Here is a 20,213-nt window from a genome sequence, read left to right on the forward strand (position 1 = left end):
GCCAGTCAGGAGTACCAATCCACACGCAAACTTCGCCAGCCTATTCACTGTTTCTCTCCCTACTTCTAAGGTGTGTAGATGTTAAGGAGCAGTAAGGGGGTGAAGGGCTGGGAACGCCCACTTAGGGGGGGTTGATAGAGAAGATCTTCCCCGGATTCAGGATGTTCTTCGGGTCCAGCGCCCGCTTGATGCTGCGCATCATCGCCACCGCACCCTCGCCGGCCTCTTCCAGCAAAAAGCCCATCTTGTGCAGGCCCACGCCGTGTTCGCCGGTGCAGGTGCCGCCGCAGGCGATGGCGCGCTGCACCACGCGGCGGTTCAGCTCCTCGGCGCGCTCGTGCTGCTCGGCGCTGGACGGGTCGATCAAGTAGGCGATGTGGAAGTTGCCGTCACCGACGTGGCCGACGAGGTAGTGCGGCAGGCCCGCGTCGGTGGCCTCCTGCTTGGCGGCGACCACGCAGTCGGCCAGCCGGGAGATCGGCACGCAGGTGTCGGTGGTGATCGTGCGGCAGCCTGGGTTCAGGTGCATCGCCGAGAAGTAGGCCTTGTGCCGCGCGGCCCACAGGCGTGAACGCTCCTCGGGCGTGGTGGCCCACTGGAAGTCCTCGCCGCCGTGGTCGCGGGCGATCTCCTGCACCGTCTCGGCCTGCTCCTGCACGCTGGCCGGGCTGCCGTGGAACTCCATCAGCAGCATCGGCGTCTCGCGCAGGCCGAGCTTGCTCTGCAGGTTCACGCCCGTGACCGCGTTGGCGTCCAGCAACTCGCAGCGGGCAATGGGCACGCCCAGCTGGATCAGCGCGATGGTGGTCTGTACGGCCGCCGCCTCGCTGGGGAAATGGCAGATCGCTGCCGACACCGCCTCGGGCAGCGGGTAGAGCTTCAGCGTGATCTCGGTCATCACGCCCAGCGTGCCCTCGCTGCCGACGAACAGGCGCGTCAGGTCGTAGCCGGCCGAGGACTTCTTCGCCCGCGTGCCGGTACGGATCAGCTCGCCGCTGGCGGTGACCACTTCCAGCGCCAGCACGTTCTCGCGCATGGTGCCGTAGCGCACCGCGTTGGTGCCGCTGGCCCGGGTTCCGCACATGCCGCCGATGGATGCGTTGGCGCCCGGGTCGATCGGGAAGAACAGGCCCTGGTCACGGATCTCGGCGTTGACCTGCTCGCGCGTCACACCCGGCTGCACCGTCACCGTCAAGTCCTCGGCGTTCACGCTCAGCACCCGGTTCATGCGCGACACGTCCAGGCAGATGCCACCCTGCACCGCCAGCAGGTGCCCCTCCAGCGAGGAGCCGACGCCAAACGGGATCACCGGCACGGCGTACTGGTCGGCCAGCTTGACCGCATCGGCCACGTCGGCGCTGCTCTCGCAGAAGATCACCGCCTCGGGCGGCGTCACGTCGTAGGGCGACTCGTCCCGCCCGTGCTGGTCGCAGACCGCCCGCGCGCTGCTGCAGCGCTCACCGAAGCGCTGGCGCAGGGCCTCCAGCATCGCCGGCGGCAACGGACGCAGGGACAGGGCAGGCTGCCAGCTGATGGGATGTGGGGCGTTCATGCGGGCGGGCTCCTGGCGGCGGGTGAGGGACGCAACGGTCACGACGGTCGGGACCGGCTCGGGATTCTAGGCAGCGCCCGCGTATGCTGCGCAGCATGCCGACGCAACGCACTGCCCCTGCCGACCCGTCCTCGCCCGAGGCCACCCCGCTGGCACAGCAGCTGGCTGCGCTCTACCCGGTGCTGGGTGAATCCCCACCCACCGGCTGGGAGGCGGATCTCGCCGCGCTGGGCCCGGCGCTGCAGGTGCCGGCCAGCGCGCTGCTCTTCGACGAAGGTGCGCCCTGCCGCGGTTTCCCCTTCGTGCTGTCGGGTGAGGTGCGCGTGGCGCGCGGCGCGCCGCAGGGCCGGGCGCTGGAGCTGTACCGGGTGCAGGCCGGCGAGGTCTGCATCGTCTCGGCCTCCTGCCTGTTCGGCCACACCACCCTGGCCGCCCACGGCGCCACGGTGCAGCCCACCCGGCTGATGCTGCTGCCACCGGCCATGTTCATGCGCTGGTGCGACCACGAGCCCTTCCGCCGCTTCATCTTCGGCGTGTTCGCCACCCGCATGGCGGACCTGATCGCCCTGGCCGAGGCGGTGGCCTTCCAGCGCCTGGACCAGCGCCTGGCCGCCGCGCTGCTCGGCCATGGCGGCACGCTGCACACCACCCACCAGCAGCTGGCCGACGAACTGGGCACCGTGCGCGAGATGGTGACGCGCCTGCTCAAGCGCTTCGAGCGCGCCGGCTGGGTGGCCCTGGCACGGGAGCGTGTCGAGATCCTGAACCCGGCGGCGTTGAGAAATTTGGCAGGCGGCTCCAATGCAGCGTGATGCCACCCAAGGCGTTGTCAGTTCGTCACCACATACCCCCAAAGGAGCGAAGTGATACAGGAGCTTGGTTTCAGAAGATCCGTATCGCCTTGTCGGTGCCGACGCAATGGTTGTGGCGCATCGGAGATGAGGCTCTCAAACATGTGAGTCAGTGATGATCAAGAAGTGGATTCTCGGATTGGTGCTTGGTGCAACCTTCACGGCCGTCAGTGCTGAACCATACATGGTGGCTTCCGGCGGTCTTGCGCGGTCCAACGAAGACTGCAGCGGTGTCAGCTCCTGCGACAAGAATGGCATCGGGTTCAAGCTGTTGGGTGGCTATAAGCTGACCCCGAACCTCGGCATTGAGGGGGGCTACTACAACCTGGGCAAAGTCTCTGCAGCTGATTCCGGTGTGTCGATGAGCATCAAGTCTGCCGGCTTTGGTGTCGGCATTGCAGGCTTCGTGGATCTGGCGCCGCAAGTGCGCGGCTTCGGGCGGCTTGGCGTCGCGTCACTCAAGACCAAGCTCGACTGGTCCTACATGTCGCTTCGTGGCGGCGTCTCCGACACGAATGTGGCGCTGCTCTTTGGTTTGGGAGCCGGCTATGCTCTGACCAAGAATCTCTCGATCGACGCAAACGTCGATTTCGGCAAACACAAGATTGATGACAACTCCTTTGGGGGCTCATCACGGGTGACGACCTACGGTGTGGGCGTTACTGCTTCCTTCTGAACGCACGATGCGCCGCGTCCGGCAAGCCGCCCAATTGGCACCGACGCCAACAGCGCGAAGTTTGTGACTCAAGTCACAGATGGAAACCTCTCCCGGCACCACACTGCGCCTCAAGCTGGCGTGGTGCCGGTGGAAGGAGTTGCCATGAAGACCAACGTCGGCGGGATGGACCGCATTGCCCGCATCGCCATCGGCGCCCTGCTGATCGTGCTGACCCTGCTGGGCACGATCGGGGCCTGGGGCTGGATCGGCATCGTGCCGCTGGCCACCGGCCTGCTGCGCACCTGCCCGGCCTATTCGATCCTGGGCCTCAACACCTGCCCGATGCAGCAGAAGTAAAGCCTGCGCCGGGCAGGGCCGGTTCGACGCGTCAGTCGTAAACCGGCACCTGCCCGTCGCGCAGCGAGCCACGGCGATGCTCGAAATCGGGCATCACCGAGCGCACCACCTCCCAGAAGGCCGGGCTGTGGTTCATCTCGCGCAGGTGCGCGAGTTCGTGTGCGACCACGTAGTCGATGGTCGGCAGCGCGAAGTGGATCAGCCGCCAGTTCAGCCGCACCGTGCCATCGGCACTCGCGCTGCCCCAGCGGGTCTGCGCTGAACTCAGTCTCAGGCGGCGGATCATCACGCCCAATTGCACGGCATAGAAGCCGCAGCGCTGCTCGAACAGGGCCAGCGCCTGGCGCTGCAGCCAGCCCTGCACGGCGTCGCGGATCTGCACCGGGTCGGCCTGCAGCGGCAGGCCCACGCGCAGACTGCGCGGCTGGGCCGTGAACAGGGCACCGGTCACGCAGGGGTCGAGCCGCACCGTCATCGGCGCACCCAGGAAGGGCAGCGCCGTGCCGTCGCGCCAGTCCACCCGGGCCGCCTCCAGGCGGTCGAGCCGCTCCTTCTGGTCCGCCAGCTTGCGCAGGATCCAGCGGGCCTTGGCCTGCAACGCCTGGTCGATCTCGCCCTGGCCGACCCAGCGCGGTGCGCTGACCGCCAGCCCCTCGTGGCCGATCACGAAGCCGATGGTGCGGCGCCGGCCGCGCTTGAGTTCGTAGCCGATCAGGTGGGCGCCCAGCTTCACCTCGCGGTTGCTGCGCAGGTGGCGGAACAGGCGGTGTGGCGACTCCACCCGGGCAGCGGCTGGCGCGGCAACCGCCGCAGCCGCGTCGTGGCTGCCGGCCGGCACGGGCGTCGGCAGCGGCGCAATGTCGTCGTCGAACATCGGCAGGCTGAACTGGCTGTGCGCCGGATCGTCCTCGTCGCGGCGGGTGCGGCGCATCGTGGCCGGTCCTGGAGGGCTTCGGCCGGGTCAGGCGCCGGGCGTGCGGGTTGGCTCAGCCCTGGCGTCAGGAGACGGCGCATAGGCCTCGGGGTCGAGGCGGCGCATCTCGCCTTCGATCCAGGCCTCCACCTCGCGCATCAGGTCGTCGGGTCGGCGGCCCTCGGGGGGGATCGGCCGGCCGATGGAGATGTCGATCACGCCGGGGCGGACCAGGAAGCTCTTGCGCGGCCAGCAGCGTGCCGAGGTGACAGCGATGGGCACCAGCGGCACCTGGCAGGTCACCGCCAGGCGCGAGGCGCCGGTCTTGTACTCGCCCTGGCCGCCGCGCGGCGCGCGGGTGCCCTCGGGGAACATGATCATCCAGTTGCCCTGGCCCATGATGCGCTTGCCCTGCTCGGCCACCTTGCGCCAGGCCTCCGAGGCCCGACCGCGGTTGATGTGCACCATGTCCAGGCTGCCGATGGCCCAGCCGAAGAAGGGCACGTAGAGCAGCTCGCGCTTGAAAACGTAGGCCAGCGGGTGCGGCATCAGCGCCGGGAAGGCGAAGGTCTCCCAGGTCGACTGGTGCTTGGGCACCAGGATCACGGCGGCCTTCTCGTCGGCCGCGCTGGGCACGTTCTCCATGCCCTGGATGCGCCACTTCACGCCGCAGATCCACTTGGCGCCCAGGATGGCCACGTGCAGCCACTTGGCGCAGATCCAGTACAGCCGGGTGCTGCTGACGATCGGCGAGAGGATGACGACGAACAGGCTCCACGGGATCACGGTCACCGTCAGCCAGAGCACGAACAGGGCGGAACGCAGGTGGATCATCGGTTCATCGTCAGAGCGGATCGGCCAAGCGGGCAACGGCCTCGCCGGCAGGTTTGGAGCGGGGCTCGCCCACCTTGCGGTGGTGCCCGATCAGCAAGGTGTCGGCAAAGGCGGCCAGGTCTTCATGCACCACGAGGCCAGGCACCTGCGCGCGCAGCTCCTGCAGGCCTGCGGCATCCAGATCGGCACTGTGGCCGGTGCGCACCAGATGCGGCTGGCAGCCCGCCGCCACGCCGGCCTGGAGGTGGCGCAGGGTCCCGCTGACGGTGGGCACACCGGCCAGTTCGACGCCGTAGCGCCGTCCAATCTGCGTGAACAGCCCTGGGCGCGGCTTGCGGCATTCGCAGCCGTCTTCGGGGGCGTGGGGGCAGAAGAAGACCGCGTCGACCCGCCCACCCAGGCGGGCCAGCGCCTCGTTCATCTTCAGGTGCATGGCGTTGAGCGTGGCCATGTCGAACAGCCCGCGCCCCAGGCCCGACTGGTTGGTCGCCACCACCACGTGCCAGCCGGCCTGGTGCAGGCGGGCGATGGCATCCAGGGCGCCGGCGAGCGGGTACCACTCGTCGGCGGTCTTGACGTAGTCGTCACGACCTTCGTTGATCGTGCCGTCGCGGTCGAGGATGACGATCTTCATGGGGCTGCGCTCAGGCATGTCCGCTTTCGTTGGCCATGCCTGCGATCATCGTCGTGTCGCCTCGCCCGATCAAGCCGCCAGGCGCGACAGGTCAGCCACCCGGTTCATCGCCTCGTGCAGGGTCTTGAGCAGCCCCAGCCGGTTGGCACGCAGCGCGGCGTCCTCGGCGTTGACCATCACGTCCTCGAAGAAGGCGTCCACCGGCGCACGCAGGGCCGCGAGGGCCTGCAGGCTGGCCGCGTACTCGTGCTGCTCGAACAGGCGGTCGGCCTGTGGCTGCGCCTCGGCCAGCGCGGCGGCCAGCTGCTGCTCGGCCGGCTCCTGCAGCAAGGCGGCATCCACCCTGGCTTGCACCGCGCCTTCGGCCTTCTTCAGGATGTTGCCGATGCGCTTGTTGGCTGCGGCCAGCGCGGCGGCCTCCGGCAGGCCGGCAAAGGCGCGCACCGCGGCGAGGCGCTTCGGCACGTCGCCCAGACGCTCCGGCTGCAGCGCCAGCACGGCGTCGACCTCCTGGGCGCTGTAGCCCTGCTCGCGCAGGCTGACGGCCAGGCGATCCTGGAAGAAGTCGGCCAGCGCCAGGCGCGGGTCCTCGATCAGCTCGCCGAAGGCCGGCAGCGCGGCCGAGAGCAGCTCCGGCAGCGACAGCGGCAGGTTCTTCTCGACCAGCAGGCGGATCACGCCCAGCGCGTGGCGGCGCAGCGCAAACGGGTCCTTGTCGCCGGTGGGGAGCTGGCCGATGCCGAACAGGCCGACCAGCGTCTCCAGCTTGTCGGCCAGTGCCAGCACCGTGCCGCTGTGGTTGCGCGGCAGCGCATCGCCGGCGAAGCGGGGCTTGTAGTGGTCCTCGATGGCGATCGCGACGCCGTCGCGCAGGCCTTCGTGGCGGGCGTAGTAGCCGCCCATGATGCCCTGCAGCTCGGGGAACTCGCCGACCATGTCGGTCAGCAGGTCGGTCTTGGCCAGCTGGGCGGCCTGGTCGACCTTGTGCTCCAGCATCTGCAGCTCGTCGTGCGACTGCACCGACGCCGGCTGGTGCGCGCCCAGCTGGTGGACGATGGCGTGGCCGATCGCGCGCACGCGCTCCATGCGGTCGCCCTGGGTGCCCAGCTTGCCGTGGTAGACCACCTTGGACAGGCCCGGCACGCGGCTGGCCAGGGTCTTCCGGCGGTCCTGGTCGAAGAAGAACTTGGCATCGGCCAGGCGCGGGCGCACCACGCGCTCATTGCCCTGGGTCACCGCGCTGGCGTCGGCCGGGCGGATGTTGCTGACGATCAGGAACTTGTTCGTGAGCTTCCCGTGGCCATCGAGCAGCGGGAAGTACTTCTGGTTGGCCTTCATCGTCAGGATGAGGCACTCCTGCGGCACGTCGAGGAACTCCTTCTCGAACTGGCAGGTGAGCACATTCGGGCGCTCGACCAGCGCGGTCACCTCGTCGAGCAGCGCCTCGTCCTCGATCGGCTTGAGGCCCTCCACCGCGGCAGCGGATTCGAGCTGGCGCACGATCTCGGCGCGGCGCCCGTCGAAGCTGGCGATCACCGCGCCCTGCTCGCGCAGCTGGTGGGCGTAGCTGTCGGCGTCATCGATCGCAACCACCGGCGTGGTGGCCTCAAAGCGGTGGCCCAGCGTCTCACGGCCGGCCTTCAGGCCCAGCGCCTCGACGTGCACCACATGCGTGCCATGCAGCGCGACCAGCCGGTGCGCCGGGCGCACGAACTTCACGTCGCTCCAGCCATCGGCCAGCTGGTAGGTCATGGCCTTGGGGATCGGCAATTTGGCCAGCGCCTCGTCCAGCGCCTTCTGCAGGCCCTCGGTCAGCGTGGCGCCGGGCACCACGGAGTCGAGGAAGAGGGCTTCCGCCTTGCCGTCCGGCTGGCGCTTGAGGTGGGGCACGGCGGAGGCGTCGGCACCGACGGCGGCGAGCTTCTTCAGCAGCGCCGGGGTGGGCTGGCCGGAGGCGTCCAGCGCCACCGACACCGGCATCAGCTTCTGCTGCACCGCGCGGTCGGCCGCGCGCGAGGCCACGCCGGTCACGTGAACCGCGAGGCGGCGCGGCGAGGCAAACGGGGTCACGGCGGCGTCGGCGTGGGCCAAGCCACTGGCCTTCAGGCTGGCGGCGAGCGTGGCGGCGAAAGATTCGCCCAGCTTCTTCAGCGCCTTGGGGGGCAGTTCTTCGACGAAGAGCTCGACGAGCAGGTTGGCAGCGTTCATGGTGGGACTCGTCATGGTCTTCAGGCGGCCTTCTTGGCGTCGTTTTTCGCGTCGTTCCTGGCGGCCTTCTCGGCCTCGGCATCCAGCTTGGCGATCACCTCGTCGGCCCAGGCCTTGGGCGCCATCGGGAAGCCCAGGCGCTTGCGGCTGTCCAGGTAGCCGGCGGCCACGGCACGGGCGAGGTTGCGGATGCGGCCGATGTAGGCGGCGCGCTCGGTCACCGAGATGGCGCCACGCGCGTCCAGCAGGTTGAAGGTGTGCGCGGCCTTGAGCACCTGCTCGTAGGCCGGCAGCGCCAGTTGAGCAGCGATCAGGTGCTGGGCATTGCCCTCGTGCGCGCCGAAGGCGGTGAGCAGGAACTCGACGTTGCTGTGCTCGAAGTTGTAGGTGCTCTGCTCCACCTCGTTCTGGTGGAACACGTCGCCGTACTTCAGTCCAGGCGCGTAGACCAGGTCGTAGACGTTCTCCACGCCCTGCAGGTACATCGCCAGGCGCTCCAGGCCGTAGGTGATCTCGCCGGTGATGGGCTTGCAGTCGATGCCGCCGACCTGCTGGAAGTAGGTGAACTGTGTCACCTCCATGCCGTTGAGCCAGACCTCCCAGCCCAGGCCCCAGGCGCCCAGCGTGGGGTTCTCCCAGTCGTCCTCGACGAAGCGGATGTCGTTCTTCTTCAGGTCGAATCCCAGGGCTTCGAGCGAACCCAGGTACAGCTCCAGGATGTTGGCCGGCGCCGGCTTGAGGACCACCTGGTACTGGTAGTAGTGCTGCAGGCGGTTGGGGTTCTCGCCGTAGCGACCGTCCTTGGGACGGCGGCTGGGCTGCACGTAGGCGGCCTTCCAGGGCTCGGGGCCCAGCGCGCGCAGGAAGGTGGCGGTGTGGCTGGTGCCCGCACCGACTTCCATGTCATAGGGCTGCAGCAGGGCACAGCCCTGGCGGTCCCAGTAGTCCTGCAGGCGGAGGATGAGTTGCTGGAAGGTCAGCATGGCAGACGGCGGACGGTCGAGGCCCGCGGTTCGGGAATTCGAAGGAGACGGAAAGGGTGGGGCTGCGCAAGCTGCGCCCGGCAAAACCCCTGAATTCTAGGAGGGTGGGCGCCCTGGCGGCCCAAGGGCCCGGCGACGGCTCAGCCGTGGGCCCGCTCGCCGTGGTAAACCGGCCCCGACAGATCGCCGGGGGCGCTGATCTGCAGCGTGTCGGGCCCGGTGTCGGGCGACATGTCGACCACCTGCCCCGGCCAGCGGCCGATGCGGTAGACCTCGCGCTGCGGCGTGGGCACGCGGCGCAGGTTGGCCAGCTCGCGCTGCAGCAGCGTGCGCTCGCGCGGATCCGGCAGCAGCCGGCGGGCCCGCCGGGCGGCGCGCTGCTGCTCACGCAGCGTCTCACGGCGCTCGCGCTGCGCCGCGCGCTGGCGCTTGCGCAGGAACTGCGCTGCCTGCTCGACCTCGGCACGCCCGGCGATCAGCCCGGTGCGCGGCAGCTTCACCGCGCGGCCGTTGTGCAGCTCCAGCGCCAGGTAGCAGCTGCCCAGCGGGCGGCCCCAGCGCTGCGCGATCCAGCCGTGGCGGCGCGAGAGTTCCCGCTCCACCAGGTGCACCCGCGCCACCTGCACCATCGGCAGGCGCCGGATGCTGCGCCGCCAGCCACGCCGCCAAGCCACCTGCCAGGGGCTCACGGCCACGCACTCCCAGGTATCGAGCTCCCACTTCAGCGTCAGCAGCAGCAGCCCGACCGCCGGTACGAAGCACAGCGGGTGCAGCAGCAGGCCCAGGCCGGCCAAGCCACCCGCTGCGAACAGGCCACGCCAGATGCGGCGCACCTCGCGGCTGGCCGCTGTGAACAGCGAGCGCTGGTAGGACGCCGTCTCGTCGACGCTGGAGACCAAGGGGTCGCGCCGCAGCAGCCAGGCCCGCAGTGACAGCGACAGCAGCTGCTCGATGGCGATGGTCGCCAACAGCGCGGCGGTGAACAGGCCACCCCAGCGGCCCGCCTCGATCAGCCAGGGAGTCATGGGACCGCCTCCTCGGTGGATGCTGCCGACGGCGGCATTGCGGTGGCCGCCCCGCCCTGCAGGGCCTCCCACTGCGCCGGTGTGCCGACGTTCTCCCAGGCACCGCGGTACCACTGCAGGCCGATGCGCTGGTCCGCCATGCCCGCATGCAACAGCGGACCCAGCGGGGCCCGTGTACCGGACGGGATGCCAGCGCACAGCCGCGTGCGCATCAGCGCCAGGTTGGCGTAGGTGGCGCGCGGGGCATCATCAGCCTGGTCGGCACCGATGCCCAGCGCCGCATCCGGCCCCAGCGCCGGCAGCGCGGCGCCGAAGGCGAAGTCACCGCGCGGGTGGAAGGGCGGGTTGGGCACCATCCAGAGCTGCGCGTCGAGCCCGCTGGCGAGGAAGCGTGCGACCTGGGCAGCGTCGAAGCGGAAGTCGGGCGCCCAGATGTCGGCCGACACGACCCAGAAGGCCTCGCGCCCGCCCTCGCCCAGCCAGGGCAGCACGGTGGCGATGCCACCGGCGGTCTCCAGCGCGCCGCCCCAGTCGCGGCCCTCGGCCGAGTAGCGAATCGACAGGCCGAAACGGCTGCCATCGCCCAGCGTGGCCGGGAACTGCTCTTCCAGCCAGGCCGTGTTGATGATGACCTCGCGCACCCCGTCGCGTGCCAACGCCAGCAGGTGCCACTCGATCAGCGGGCGCCCCTGCACCGGCAGCAACGGCTTGGGGGTGTGATCGGTGAGCGGGCGCATGCGCTCGCCGCGCCCGGCCGCCAGCACGATGGCGCGCAGAGGCCGGGCGGCAGCCGCGGCGGGAGCGGCTGTCAGGGTCTTTTCAGAGCGAGCATTGGGGGCATTCACAGCCCCGCAGTTTAGGCCGCTGAAGCCGAAAAACCGCTCAGAGCGGAGCACCCAAACCGATGGGCGCTGGGGCGTTGTTGACGATGAAGCTGAAAAGCTTTTCGTATTCCGCCTCCGGCTTGTGGCCGGTCAAAGGGTCCCGGTTCTCGGCGAAGGCGGCATCGAGCAGCACCCAGTCGTCCTCGCTGAGCACCTTCAGCGCCAGTGGCATCACCACGTCCTCTTCCAGGCGCATGTGGGCGCGGTAGAAGTCCAGGTAGCGGTCGATGGCCGTGGCGAAGGCATCGGCACGCGACTCGCCCATCATCTCGTAGGCGGTCAGCGCATGTTCCAGGTCGCGGATGGCCCGCTCGCCGTTGCCGTGGTCGCGGTCGAGCTTGTCCAGCACATCGGCGGCCTCGGGGCTGGCCCGGCGCACGGCGGGGAACAGCAACTCGCTCTCCTTGCGGTGGTGCAGGCGCTCGGGGTACTCGTCGATGTAGAACAGCATCGCACGCAGCACGTCGAACGGGGGTTGCACGCCCTTGCGGCGGTGCTCGGTGATCAGCATCGCGATCGAGCTGAGCATCGCGGCCAGGGCCTGGTGTTCGTCGCGGATGACTTGGAAGGAGGGATGGCTCATGGCGGAATCCGGGCAGGTCTCAGGGCCCGAGCGCGGACGCCTGGGCAAGTCTGGGTGGTTGCAGTTGATGAAGCCGCTGGTCACGCAACCGGGGTCGAACGAGGCGGCACCCGCTTAGGCTCGCAGTTTCGCGCGTTCTGACTTTGATGCTCGTCAAGTATGACGTGCGGCGGTGCGCGCGCTGCAGCGCAAAGGTGGGCCGGCGTGGTCGATACTGCGCGCCGTTCGGCGTCGCGGGCCCGGCGGTGACTCACCGGTAAAATTATGCGTTTGCCGTCCCCCACTGCCCCTGATCGCGCCATGGCCACCAAGAAATCCCCCTCCTCCCAACAGCTGGCCAACGCCATCCGCGCCCTGGCGATGGACGCGGTCCAGCAGGCCAACTCCGGTCACCCGGGCGCGCCGATGGGCATGGCCGACATGGCCGTCGCGCTGTGGAATCGCCACCTGAAGCACAACCCGGCCAACCCGCAGTGGGCCGACCGCGACCGCTTCGTGCTCAGCAACGGCCACGGCTCGATGCTGATCTACGCGCTGCTGCACCTCACCGGCTACGACCTGCCGATCGACGAGCTGCGCAACTTCCGCCAGATGCACAGCCGTACGCCGGGCCACCCGGAGGTCGGCATCACCCCGGGCGTGGAGACCACCACCGGCCCGCTGGGCCAGGGCATCACCAACGCAGTGGGCCTGGCACTGGCCGAGAAGCTGCTGGCCAGCGAGTTCAACCGTGATGGCCACGCCATCGTTGACCACCGCACCTACACCTTCCTCGGCGACGGCTGCCTGATGGAGGGCATCAGCCACGAGGCCTGCGCGCTGGCCGGCGCCTGGAAGCTCAACAAGCTGATTGCCCTGTACGACGACAACGGCATCTCCATCGACGGCCAGGTCGCGCCCTGGTTCATCGACGACACCGCCAAGCGATTCGAGGCCTACGGCTGGAACGTCATCGGCCCGGTCGACGGCCACGATGCCAATGCGGTCGATGCCGCCATCGCCACGGCGCGCACGAGTGCCGACCGGCCCAGCCTGATCATCTGCAAGACCTCGATCGGCAAGGGCTCGCCCAACCGCGCCAACACCGCCAAGGCGCACGGCGAGCCGCTGGGTGCCGAAGAAATCAAGCTCACCCGCGAGGCCCTGGGCTGGACCGCCGAGCCCTTCGTGATCCCGGCCGACATCGCCGCCGCCTGGAACGCCCAGGCCGCCGGCGCCAAGGCCGAGGCCGCCTGGGACAAGCGTTTTGCCGCCTATACCGCCGCCTTCCCGGAACTGGCAGCCGAGTTCACCCGCCGCATGGCGGGCGCGCTGCCGGCCGACTTCGCCGAGATTGCCGTCGAGGCCGTGGCCGGTGCGCACGAGAAGGCCGAGACCGTGGCCAGCCGCAAGGCCAGCCAGATCGCGCTGGAGCTGTTCACCGCCCGCCTGCCCGAGCTGCTAGGCGGCTCGGCCGACCTGACCGGCTCGAACCTGACCAACACCCAATCCACGCCCAACCTGCGCTTCGACGCGGCCGGTGCGGTGGTCAAGAACGAGGCCGGCATCGGTGGCCGCCACATCAACTACGGCGTGCGCGAGTTCGGCATGGCCGCGATCATGAACGGCGTGGCGCTGCACGGCGGCTACATCCCCTACGGCGGCACCTTCCTGACCTTCAGCGACTACAGCCGCAACGCCATCCGCATGGCCGCGCTGATGAAGCTGCGCGTGGTGCACGTGTTCACCCACGACTCCATCGGCCTGGGTGAAGACGGCCCGACCCACCAGTCCGTCGAGCACGCCGCCAGCCTGCGCCTGATCCCGGGCCTGGACGTCTGGCGCCCGGCCGACACCTGCGAAACCGCGGTGGCCTGGACGATGGCGCTGGCCAACAAGAACCGCCCCAGCGCGCTGCTGCTGAGCCGCCAGAACCTGCCCTACGCCCCGAAGACCGACGCTGACGTCATCACCCGCGGCGCCTACATCCTGGCCGAGCCCAGCGAGGTCGGCTTCAAGGCAGGCAAGAAGCCCGACGCGGTGATCATCGCCACCGGCTCCGAAGTGCAGCTGGCCCTGCACGCCCAGGCCGAACTGGCCAAGCAGAAGATCGCCGTGCGCGTGGTCTCGATGCCCAGTACGACCGTGTTCGACCGCCAGGACGTCGCCTACAAGACCGAGGTGCTGCCGGCCAAGCTGCCACGCATCGCGGTGGAAGCTGGCGTGACCGACTTCTGGTGGAAGTACGGCTGCGCCGCGGTGATCGGCATCGACAGCTACGGCGAGTCCGCCCCGGCGGGTGTGCTGTTCAAGCACTTCGGCTTCACGGCAGACAACGTCGTGGCCACCGTGCGGAAAGTACTTTCGAAGTAACGCGACACACGTCACACTCGACAGGTTTGCCCGCCGCTGACGTGCGTGCTGCCAGGCCGGCCGGGATGCTCGATTTCTTGTTCCTGTCTCACCCATCCATTCCAGGAGTCCTCACATGACCATCAAGATCGGTATCAACGGTTTCGGCCGCATCGGCCGCATGGTGTTCCGCGCTGCGGTGCAGAACTTCGGCGACATCGAAGTCGTCGGCATCAACGACCTGCTCGAGCCCGACTACCTGGCGTACATGCTCAAGTACGACAGCGTGCACGGCCGCTTCAAGGGCGACGTGTCCGTCGACGGCAACACCCTGGTCGTCAACGGCAAGAAGATCCGCCTGACCGCGGTGAAGAACCCGGCCGAGCTGAAGTGGGACGAAGTCGGCGCCGACGTCGTCGTCGAGTCCACCGGCCTGTTCCTGACCAAGGAAACCGCCGAAGCCCACATCAAGGCCGGCGCCAAGAAGGTCATCATGTCCGCCCCGTCCAAGGACGACACGCCCATGTTCGTTTACGGCGTGAACGACCGGACCTACGCCGGCCAGGCCATCATCAGCAACGCCAGCTGCACCACCAACTGCCTGGCCCCGGTGGCCAAGGTGCTGAACGACACCTGGGGCATCAAGCGCGGCCTGATGACCACGGTGCACGCCGCCACCGCCACCCAGAAGACCGTCGACGGCCCGTCCAACAAGGACTGGCGCGGTGGTCGCGGCATCCTGGAGAACATCATCCCGTCGTCCACTGGCGCCGCCAAGGCCGTCGGCGTGGTGATCCCCGAGCTGAACAAGAAGCTGACCGGCATGGCCTTCCGCGTGCCGACCAGTGACGTGTCGGTCGTTGACCTGACCGTCGAGCTGGACCGTGAAGCCTCCTACGCCGAGATCTGCGCCGCCATGAAGGCGGCCTCGGAAGGCGCGATGAAGGGCGTGCTGGGCTACACGGAAGACAAGGTCGTCGCGACCGACTTCCGCGGCGAGAGCTGCACCTCCGTGTTCGACGCCGAAGCCGGCATCGCCCTGGACAAGACCTTCGTCAAGGTCGTGTCCTGGTACGACAACGAGTGGGGCTACTCCAACAAGGTGCTGGAGATGGTCCGCGTCATCGCCGCCTGAACGGCTGCCGCGCGACTTTTCGCGTTCCGACCGTGACTTCGGTTACGGTCCGACTTCTGCAACGGCCCTTCGGGGCCGTTGTCGTTGGTGAAATCGGCGTTGCCCCCCTTCACGTGCTTCGCGTGCCGCGCTCTCGCGCTCCCATGCCCTGGCGCCGACCTCCCCTGCGTTCATGACCCCCTCCCCGACCCGTTCCTGGATCACGCCGCTGCTGCGCGCCGCCGTCATCCTCTCACTGCTGGCCTCGGCCGCCCTGGGCCTGGCGTTCACGCTGGACCGCGGCCCCAACGCCTGGATCGAGCTGCTGCGCTATGTGCCCTACCCGGCCTGGCTGGCGCCGGCACTGGTGGTCTTCCTGGCCTCCTGGGCGCTGGGCTGGCGCTGGCGTGCCGCCGCGGCGCTGTCACCGCTGCTGGTGACGGGGGTGGTGATGGGCCCCGTCTGGGGCCATGCCGACAATGGCAGCGGCCGGCTGCGGCTGATGACCTACAACATCAAGTCCTTCCTGGCCGAGGAACGGGTCGGCGGCTTCGACCTGCTCGGCCTGGAGATCAGCCAGCACGATGCCGACGTCATCGTGATGCAGGACGCCGACGAATTCACCCAGCCCGGCGCCAAGATGCCGGCGCCGCTGGAGGCGGCTTTCAAGGGCCGCCAGGTCATCAAGCGCGGCGAGTACATGATCGCCAGCCGCGTACCGCTGCGCGACTGCAGCGCCCCCAAGATGCCCGGCAAGCGCGAGCCGCACCATTACCTGCGCTGCGTCATCACCGTGGACGGCCGCGAGATCGACCTCGTCACCGCCCACCTGTTCTCCCCCCGCTCGGGCCTGAACGCCGCCCGCCACGACCGCCTCGCCGGCCTGGACGAGTGGGAGCACAACCTCGCCGTGCGCCGCAATCAGGTCGAGTCGATCGCGCGGGACCTGTCCCGCCAGCCGCGCCCGCTGATCCTGGCCGGCGACCTCAACCTGCCCGAGGCTTCGCCCCTGCTGCGCCGCCTGCTCGACACCGGCCTGCGCGACGCCTTTTCGAGCGCCGGCCGCGGCTACGGCTTCACCCACGGCCATTCGCTGCGGCCCTACATCAGCTTCCTGCGCATCGACCACATCCTGGTCAGCCCCGACATCGGCGTGCGCGAGGCCTTCGCGGGCGGGCGCGAGGGCTCGGCCCACCGGCCCGTGGTGGCGGACCTGCTGATGCAGCGGCTGCCGGAGTAATTCAGGCGGCAGGGCGGCTCGCCGGCTTCAGGCCCTTGCTTCAGGCCTTTGGATACAGCGGCGCCACCGCCCGGTACAGCGCCGTGAAGCGCGCATGCCGCTCGGCGAGCCGGGCGTGCTCCGCGGCATCGGGCGCAAAGCGCTGTGCCACGGGCGGCGCGAGGCAGACCTGGTCGATCGTGCCGCCGTCGCCCAGCCAGGCCAGCCGCGCGGCACCGAGTGCGCCGCCGGCTTCGCCGCCCTGACGCGTCACCAGCGTCACGCCCAGCAGCGACGCCAGCAGCTGCGCCCACAGCGGGCTGCGCGCGCCGCCGCCGACCAGCGACAGGCTGCACACCTCGCCGGGCTGGACACCCAGGCTGTGCCAGCCGTCCAGCAGGCCGAAGCCGACGCCCTCGATGACCGCGTAGGCCAGGGCGGCCGGGCCGTGCTCGTTGGTCAGGCCGAAGAACAGGCCCTGGGCATTGGGGTTGTTGTGGGGCGTGCGCTCGCCGCTCAGGTAGGGCAGGAAGAGCGGGGCGCGCTCGCGCTCCTCGGCCGTCAGCGTGGCCACCTGGTCGAGCAGCGCAGACTCGCTGGCGGCGCCGAGCAGGTTCTTCACCCAGCGCAGGCCGTTGGCGGCACTGAGCATCACGCTCATCTGGTGCCAGGTGCCGGGCAGCGCGTGGCAGAAGGCGTGCATCGCGCTGGCCGGGTTGGGGCGAAAGCGCTCGCTGGTCAGGAAGATCACGCCCGAGGTACCCAGCGAGACGAAGCCCTCGCCCGGGCGCACCGCGCCAATGCCCACGGCGCTGGCAGCGTTGTCACCGCCACCGCCGGCCACCATCACGCCCGGGGCCAGGCCCCAGCGGGTGGCCAGCTCGGGCTTGAGCGTGCCGGAGGGCTCGCTGCCTTCGACGAGCCGGGGCATCTGCGCCTCGCTCAGGCCGGTGGCGGCGAGCAGCTCGGGGGACCAGCGGCGCTGCGCCACGTCCAGCCAGAGCGTGCCGGCGGCGTCGCTCATGTCGCTGACGCGCTCGCCGGTGAGCTGCAGGCGCAGCCAGTCCTTGGGCAGCAGCACGCCGTCGGTGCGTGCGAACAGATCGCTCTCGTGCTTCTTCACCCACAGCAGCTTGGGTGCGGTGAAGCCGGGCATCGCCAGGTTGCCGGCGAGGGCGTGCAGGCCCGGGCAGGCGGCTTCCAGCTCGCTGCACTCGGCGCCGCTGCGCCCGTCGTTCCAGAGGATGGCCGGGCGCAGCACGGCATCGTCCGCGTCGATCAGCACCGCGCCGTGCATCTGGCCGGACAGGCCGATGCCGCGCACCGCGCGCATCGCCGCGGGCTGCTCGGCGGCCAGTCGGCTCAACCCACGGTCGCAGGCGGCCCACCAGTCGGCCGGGTTCTGCTCGCTCCACAGCGGGTGGGGGCGCTGCACCGTGAGCGGCTCACCGGTGGTGGCGACGATGTGATGCGTCGCATCCAGGAGCAGGAACTTGAGTTCGGAGGTGCCGAGGTCGATGCCGAGGTACATGGTGGAAGTCAGGTTGATGGGAAATCCCCCCTTCCCCCCTTTTTCAAAGGGGGGGTGAATACGGAGCGCTGTCTTGTTCCCCCCTTTGGCAAAGGGGGGCCAGGGGGGATTTCAACGCTCACCCCATCACCGTGCCAAAGCGCGATTCCGCCTGCCGGCGGAACTCGCTGGGCGTCATGCCCTTGATTTCCAGGAAGCGGCGGTTGAAGTTGGCGACGTTGTTGAAGCCGACCTCGTAGCAGATGTGGGTGATGAGCTTGTCGCTCTCCATCAGCAGCTGGCAGGCGCGGTTGACGCGCACCCGGTTGACGAAGTCGGTGAAGGTGTTGCCGGTGGCACGGCGGAAGAAGCGCGAGAAGCGGCTCTCGCTCATGCCCAGCTCGGCGGCGATGTCGCCAGCGCTGAAGGGCTGCGAGAGGTGGTCGGTGATGCGGCTGACCACGGCGTCGATCTGGTCGAGCGAGGCGTCGTCGTCCTCGCTCTGCAGCTGCACGATCGACAGCAGCCGGTAGTCCGTGCAGGCCGCGAGGTCGGCCAGGAAGTCGCAGAAGGCCGCAAAGCGCCGCGCCCCGCGTGCGCCCTTGACGCGCTGCCAGTGCTGCTGGGCACGCTCGCCCTCGCCGAAGAACTCGATGCCGTGGCGCGCGCGCTCCAGCAGCGGCAGCACCTCGGCCAGCTCGGGAATGACCGCCGCGGCGTTGACCAGCGGCTCGTGCGGGAACTGGATCACCAGGTCGCGCTGCTCGACGCAGCCCTCGGGCATGTCCATCGACACCCAGTTGTGCGGCAGCCGCGGCCCCGTCAGCACCAGGTGGCCGGGCTGGAACTGGCCGATCCAGTCGCCGACGAAGGCCTTGCCCGACGTGGCGACGATCAGGTGCAGCTCGTACTCGTCGTGGTAGTGCCAGCGCGCCAGCGGGGTGGGGAAGCCGTGCGACAGGCAGCGCACCACGCCGGTCTCTTCCGGCGCCTCGTAGCCCAGGTCGGGCGAGCGGACGTAGTCGTGCTCCCGCTCGGGCCGGGTCTGGCGGGGCAGGTGGCGGGGCTTGGCAGGCATGGCGGCTCGCGCGGGGTCGGCGTCAGCCTTGGCTGGCGCGATGGGTGGCAACGAACTGCGCCACCCGCGCACTGGCACGGCGCAGCGCATCGACCAACCGGGCATCGCCGGCCAGGTCGCCCCAGAGCGGGCGGTCGGCGCAGAAGGCGGCCACCGGGTCGGCGGCGTCACAGATCGCGTGGGCCACGGCCGGGTCCATCGCCTGGTCCTGGTAGGTGTAGGCGATCTGCCCGGCGTGCCAGCGCTGCAGGTAGGCCAGGAAAAGCGCGGGCAGCATCGCCACGCTGTCGATGGTTTCGCCACGGGCCAGGCGCTCGCGGATGGTCGGCGCGATGAAGCCGGGGATCTTGCTGAAGCCGTCCATCGCGACGCGCTGGTTGGTGTCGCGGATGGCGGGGTTGCCGAAGCGGTCCAGCACCACGTCGCGGTAGGTCGGCAGGTTCAGCGGGCAGGGCTTCTCGGGCGTGTCCAGCACCGGGATCACGTCGTCGGTGACGTAGTCGTAGGCGAACTGGCGGATCACCGGGTCGTGCGTGCCCTCGTGGATGTAGAGGGTGCCCACCAGCGTGCCGGCCCAGGCGATGCACGAGTGCGTGGCGTTGAGCAGGCGGATCTTGGCCTCCTCGTAGGCGTCCACGGAGGGCACCATCTCGACGCCCACCTTCTCCCAGGCGGGCCGCCCGGCGATGAAGTTCTCCTCGATCACCCACTGGATGAAGCTCTCACCCATCAGCGCGGCGGGGTCGTCCACGCCGGTGGCGGCCAGCACGCGCTCACACACGTCGGGCGTCGGCCGCGGGGTGATGCGGTCCACCATCGCGTTGGGACTCGAGGTGTTCGCCTTCACCCAGTCCAGCAGGGCGGCGTCGCCGACGAGTTCGATGAACTGCAGCAGGCCGCCGCGCGAGCGCTCGCCGTTGTGGCGCAGGTTGTCGCAGTTCAGCAGCGTGACGGGACCAGCGCCACTGGCCCTGCGCGCACGCAGGATGGCGGTGAGCGCGCCGTAGATGGTGGAGCCCGTCTGCACCAATTGGCCCGCGCGGGCCGCATCCAGATCGGCCCGCAGGTCGGTGAAGGTGTCCAGGTCGAGCCGGTTCTTCGCGTCGAGGTAGTAGCCCGCCTCGGTGACGGTGAAGCTGATGATCTTGGTGTCGGCGCTGGCGCCCTGGGCGATCAGCCCGGCCAGGTCCGGCGTGTACGGAATCACCCGGCGGATGGAGGTGATGCGCGTGTAGCGGTGCTCGCCGGCCGGGGAGATGGTCTCCAGCGTGTAGGCGCCGCCCTGGGCAGCCAATGCGGCGATGGTGTCGGCCATGTCCGGGCGGGTGTTGCCGCCGGCCAGTTGCCAGGAGGCATCGCCGGTCTGGATCAGCTCGTGCAGGTAGACGGCCAGGTGGGCCCGGTGGAACGAACCCAGGCCGAGGTGCAGGATGACGTTCATGATGGAAGGACGAGGAGAGGAAGCAGGAAAGTTCAGAG

The 20,213-nt window shown here is 69.4% G+C and carries 18 protein-coding genes; 6 read left to right on the plus strand and 12 right to left on the minus strand.

What is annotated here, in order from left to right:
• Positions 1-121: 121 nt before the first annotated feature.
• Complete coding sequence (locus NGK70_RS00935) at positions 122-1,552, minus strand: FAD-binding oxidoreductase (RefSeq protein ID WP_251971518.1); 1,431 nt, start codon at positions 1,550-1,552, stop codon at positions 122-124.
• 95 nt (positions 1,553-1,647) lie between these two features.
• Here NGK70_RS00935 and NGK70_RS00940 point away from each other — a divergent pair, with 95 nt between their 5' ends.
• The 3 genes from NGK70_RS00940 (at position 1,648) to NGK70_RS00950 (ending at position 3,418) form a co-directional block, all read left to right on the plus strand.
• Entirely contained in the window at positions 1,648-2,364 is a 717-nt protein-coding gene (locus NGK70_RS00940; protein WP_251971519.1) for a Crp/Fnr family transcriptional regulator, read from the plus strand.
• Positions 2,365-2,518: 154 nt separating this feature from the next.
• Positions 2,519-3,079, plus strand: coding sequence for an outer membrane beta-barrel protein (locus NGK70_RS00945; protein ID WP_251971520.1), 561 nt, complete (start codon positions 2,519-2,521; stop codon positions 3,077-3,079).
• A gap of 144 nt (positions 3,080-3,223) precedes the next feature.
• Positions 3,224-3,418: a YgaP family membrane protein gene (locus tag NGK70_RS00950; protein WP_251971521.1), complete on the plus strand. Its 195-nt coding sequence runs from the start codon at positions 3,224-3,226 to the stop codon at positions 3,416-3,418.
• Positions 3,419-3,449: 31 nt separating this feature from the next.
• Here NGK70_RS00950 and NGK70_RS00955 read toward each other — a convergent pair whose 3' ends face one another.
• The 8 genes from NGK70_RS00955 to NGK70_RS00990 form a co-directional block, all read right to left on the minus strand.
• The gene (locus NGK70_RS00955; protein WP_251971522.1) at positions 3,450-4,349 is read right to left on the minus strand and encodes a M48 family metallopeptidase; all 900 of its coding nucleotides are present in this window, start codon (positions 4,347-4,349) and stop codon (positions 3,450-3,452) included.
• 30 nt (positions 4,350-4,379) lie between these two features.
• Positions 4,380-5,165 carry a lysophospholipid acyltransferase family protein gene (locus NGK70_RS00960; RefSeq protein ID WP_251971523.1) on the minus strand — a complete coding sequence of 262 codons (786 nt, stop codon included), beginning with the start codon at positions 5,163-5,165 and terminating at the stop codon, positions 4,380-4,382.
• A 10-nt stretch (positions 5,166-5,175) separates the two neighbouring features.
• The gene (gmhB, locus tag NGK70_RS00965; RefSeq protein WP_251971524.1) at positions 5,176-5,817 is read right to left on the minus strand and encodes a D-glycero-beta-D-manno-heptose 1,7-bisphosphate 7-phosphatase; all 642 of its coding nucleotides are present in this window, start codon (positions 5,815-5,817) and stop codon (positions 5,176-5,178) included.
• A gap of 51 nt (positions 5,818-5,868) precedes the next feature.
• Entirely contained in the window at positions 5,869-8,007 is a 2,139-nt protein-coding gene (glyS, locus tag NGK70_RS00970; protein ID WP_251971525.1) for a glycine--tRNA ligase subunit beta, read from the minus strand.
• A gap of 20 nt (positions 8,008-8,027) precedes the next feature.
• Entirely contained in the window at positions 8,028-8,990 is a 963-nt protein-coding gene (gene glyQ, locus NGK70_RS00975; protein ID WP_251971526.1) for a glycine--tRNA ligase subunit alpha, read from the minus strand.
• Positions 8,991-9,130: 140 nt separating this feature from the next.
• Positions 9,131-10,015: a hypothetical protein gene (locus NGK70_RS00980; RefSeq protein ID WP_251971527.1), complete on the minus strand. Its 885-nt coding sequence runs from the start codon at positions 10,013-10,015 to the stop codon at positions 9,131-9,133.
• Positions 10,012-10,827, minus strand: coding sequence for a nucleotidyltransferase family protein (locus NGK70_RS00985; protein WP_256490828.1), 816 nt, complete (start codon positions 10,825-10,827; stop codon positions 10,012-10,014). Before NGK70_RS00985 ends, NGK70_RS00980 begins: the two co-directional genes overlap by 4 nt.
• 70 nt (positions 10,828-10,897) lie before the next feature.
• Positions 10,898-11,482 (minus strand): hemerythrin domain-containing protein, encoded by a 585-nt coding sequence (locus NGK70_RS00990; RefSeq protein ID WP_251971528.1) that lies wholly within the window; start codon positions 11,480-11,482, stop codon positions 10,898-10,900.
• Between the two features lie 300 nt (positions 11,483-11,782).
• On the opposite strand from NGK70_RS00990, the gene tkt reads away from it, so the two are divergent.
• The 3 genes from tkt (at position 11,783) to NGK70_RS01005 (ending at position 16,167) form a co-directional block, all read left to right on the plus strand.
• A complete protein-coding gene (tkt, locus tag NGK70_RS00995; protein ID WP_251971529.1) occupies positions 11,783-13,834 on the plus strand; it encodes a transketolase in 2,052 nt (683 codons plus the stop codon).
• Positions 13,835-13,949: 115 nt separating this feature from the next.
• Entirely contained in the window at positions 13,950-14,948 is a 999-nt protein-coding gene (gene gap, locus NGK70_RS01000) for a type I glyceraldehyde-3-phosphate dehydrogenase (protein ID WP_251971530.1), read from the plus strand.
• Between the two features lie 172 nt (positions 14,949-15,120).
• Positions 15,121-16,167 carry an endonuclease/exonuclease/phosphatase family protein gene (locus tag NGK70_RS01005; protein WP_251971531.1) on the plus strand — a complete coding sequence of 349 codons (1,047 nt, stop codon included), beginning with the start codon at positions 15,121-15,123 and terminating at the stop codon, positions 16,165-16,167.
• A 40-nt stretch (positions 16,168-16,207) separates the two neighbouring features.
• Here the strand turns inward: NGK70_RS01005 and xylB are convergent, their stop codons facing one another.
• The 3 genes from xylB to dalD form a co-directional block, all read right to left on the minus strand.
• A complete protein-coding gene (gene xylB / locus NGK70_RS01010; protein ID WP_251971532.1) occupies positions 16,208-17,677 on the minus strand; it encodes a xylulokinase in 1,470 nt (489 codons plus the stop codon).
• A gap of 118 nt (positions 17,678-17,795) precedes the next feature.
• Positions 17,796-18,734 carry an AraC family transcriptional regulator gene (locus tag NGK70_RS01015; protein WP_251971533.1) on the minus strand — a complete coding sequence of 313 codons (939 nt, stop codon included), beginning with the start codon at positions 18,732-18,734 and terminating at the stop codon, positions 17,796-17,798.
• Between the two features lie 22 nt (positions 18,735-18,756).
• Positions 18,757-20,175, minus strand: coding sequence for a D-arabinitol 4-dehydrogenase (dalD, locus tag NGK70_RS01020; RefSeq protein WP_251971534.1), 1,419 nt, complete (start codon positions 20,173-20,175; stop codon positions 18,757-18,759).
• Positions 20,176-20,213 lie beyond the last annotated feature (38 nt).

Source organism: Sphaerotilus microaerophilus, from assembly GCF_023734135.1.
Taxonomy (GTDB): Bacteria; Pseudomonadota; Gammaproteobacteria; order Burkholderiales; family Burkholderiaceae_C; genus Sphaerotilus; species Sphaerotilus microaerophilus.

Excerpts from the sequence above, each read along its gene's own strand:
- glyS (WP_251971525.1), bottom strand. The coding sequence starts at position 8,007 with ATGAACGCTGCCAACCTGCTCGTCGAGCTCTTCGTCGAAGAACTGCCC.
- gap (WP_251971530.1), top strand. The coding sequence starts at position 13,950 with ATGACCATCAAGATCGGTATCAACGGTTTCGGCCGCATCGGCCGCATG.
- NGK70_RS00955 (WP_251971522.1), bottom strand. The coding sequence starts at position 4,349 with ATGCGCCGCACCCGCCGCGACGAGGACGATCCGGCGCACAGCCAGTTC.
- NGK70_RS00950 (WP_251971521.1), top strand. The coding sequence starts at position 3,224 with ATGAAGACCAACGTCGGCGGGATGGACCGCATTGCCCGCATCGCCATC.
- NGK70_RS00940 (WP_251971519.1), top strand. The coding sequence starts at position 1,648 with ATGCCGACGCAACGCACTGCCCCTGCCGACCCGTCCTCGCCCGAGGCC.
- NGK70_RS00935 (WP_251971518.1), bottom strand. The coding sequence starts at position 1,552 with ATGAACGCCCCACATCCCATCAGCTGGCAGCCTGCCCTGTCCCTGCGT.
- NGK70_RS00945 (WP_251971520.1), top strand. The coding sequence starts at position 2,519 with ATGATCAAGAAGTGGATTCTCGGATTGGTGCTTGGTGCAACCTTCACG.
- gmhB (WP_251971524.1), bottom strand. The coding sequence starts at position 5,817 with ATGCCTGAGCGCAGCCCCATGAAGATCGTCATCCTCGACCGCGACGGC.
- dalD (WP_251971534.1), bottom strand. The coding sequence starts at position 20,175 with ATGAACGTCATCCTGCACCTCGGCCTGGGTTCGTTCCACCGGGCCCAC.
- NGK70_RS00990 (WP_251971528.1), bottom strand. The coding sequence starts at position 11,482 with ATGAGCCATCCCTCCTTCCAAGTCATCCGCGACGAACACCAGGCCCTG.
- NGK70_RS01005 (WP_251971531.1), top strand. The coding sequence starts at position 15,121 with ATGACCCCCTCCCCGACCCGTTCCTGGATCACGCCGCTGCTGCGCGCC.
- NGK70_RS01015 (WP_251971533.1), bottom strand. The coding sequence starts at position 18,734 with ATGCCTGCCAAGCCCCGCCACCTGCCCCGCCAGACCCGGCCCGAGCGG.
- xylB (WP_251971532.1), bottom strand. The coding sequence starts at position 17,677 with ATGTACCTCGGCATCGACCTCGGCACCTCCGAACTCAAGTTCCTGCTC.
- NGK70_RS00980 (WP_251971527.1), bottom strand. The coding sequence starts at position 10,015 with ATGACTCCCTGGCTGATCGAGGCGGGCCGCTGGGGTGGCCTGTTCACC.
- tkt (WP_251971529.1), top strand. The coding sequence starts at position 11,783 with ATGGCCACCAAGAAATCCCCCTCCTCCCAACAGCTGGCCAACGCCATC.
- NGK70_RS00960 (WP_251971523.1), bottom strand. The coding sequence starts at position 5,165 with ATGATCCACCTGCGTTCCGCCCTGTTCGTGCTCTGGCTGACGGTGACC.
- glyQ (WP_251971526.1), bottom strand. The coding sequence starts at position 8,990 with ATGCTGACCTTCCAGCAACTCATCCTCCGCCTGCAGGACTACTGGGAC.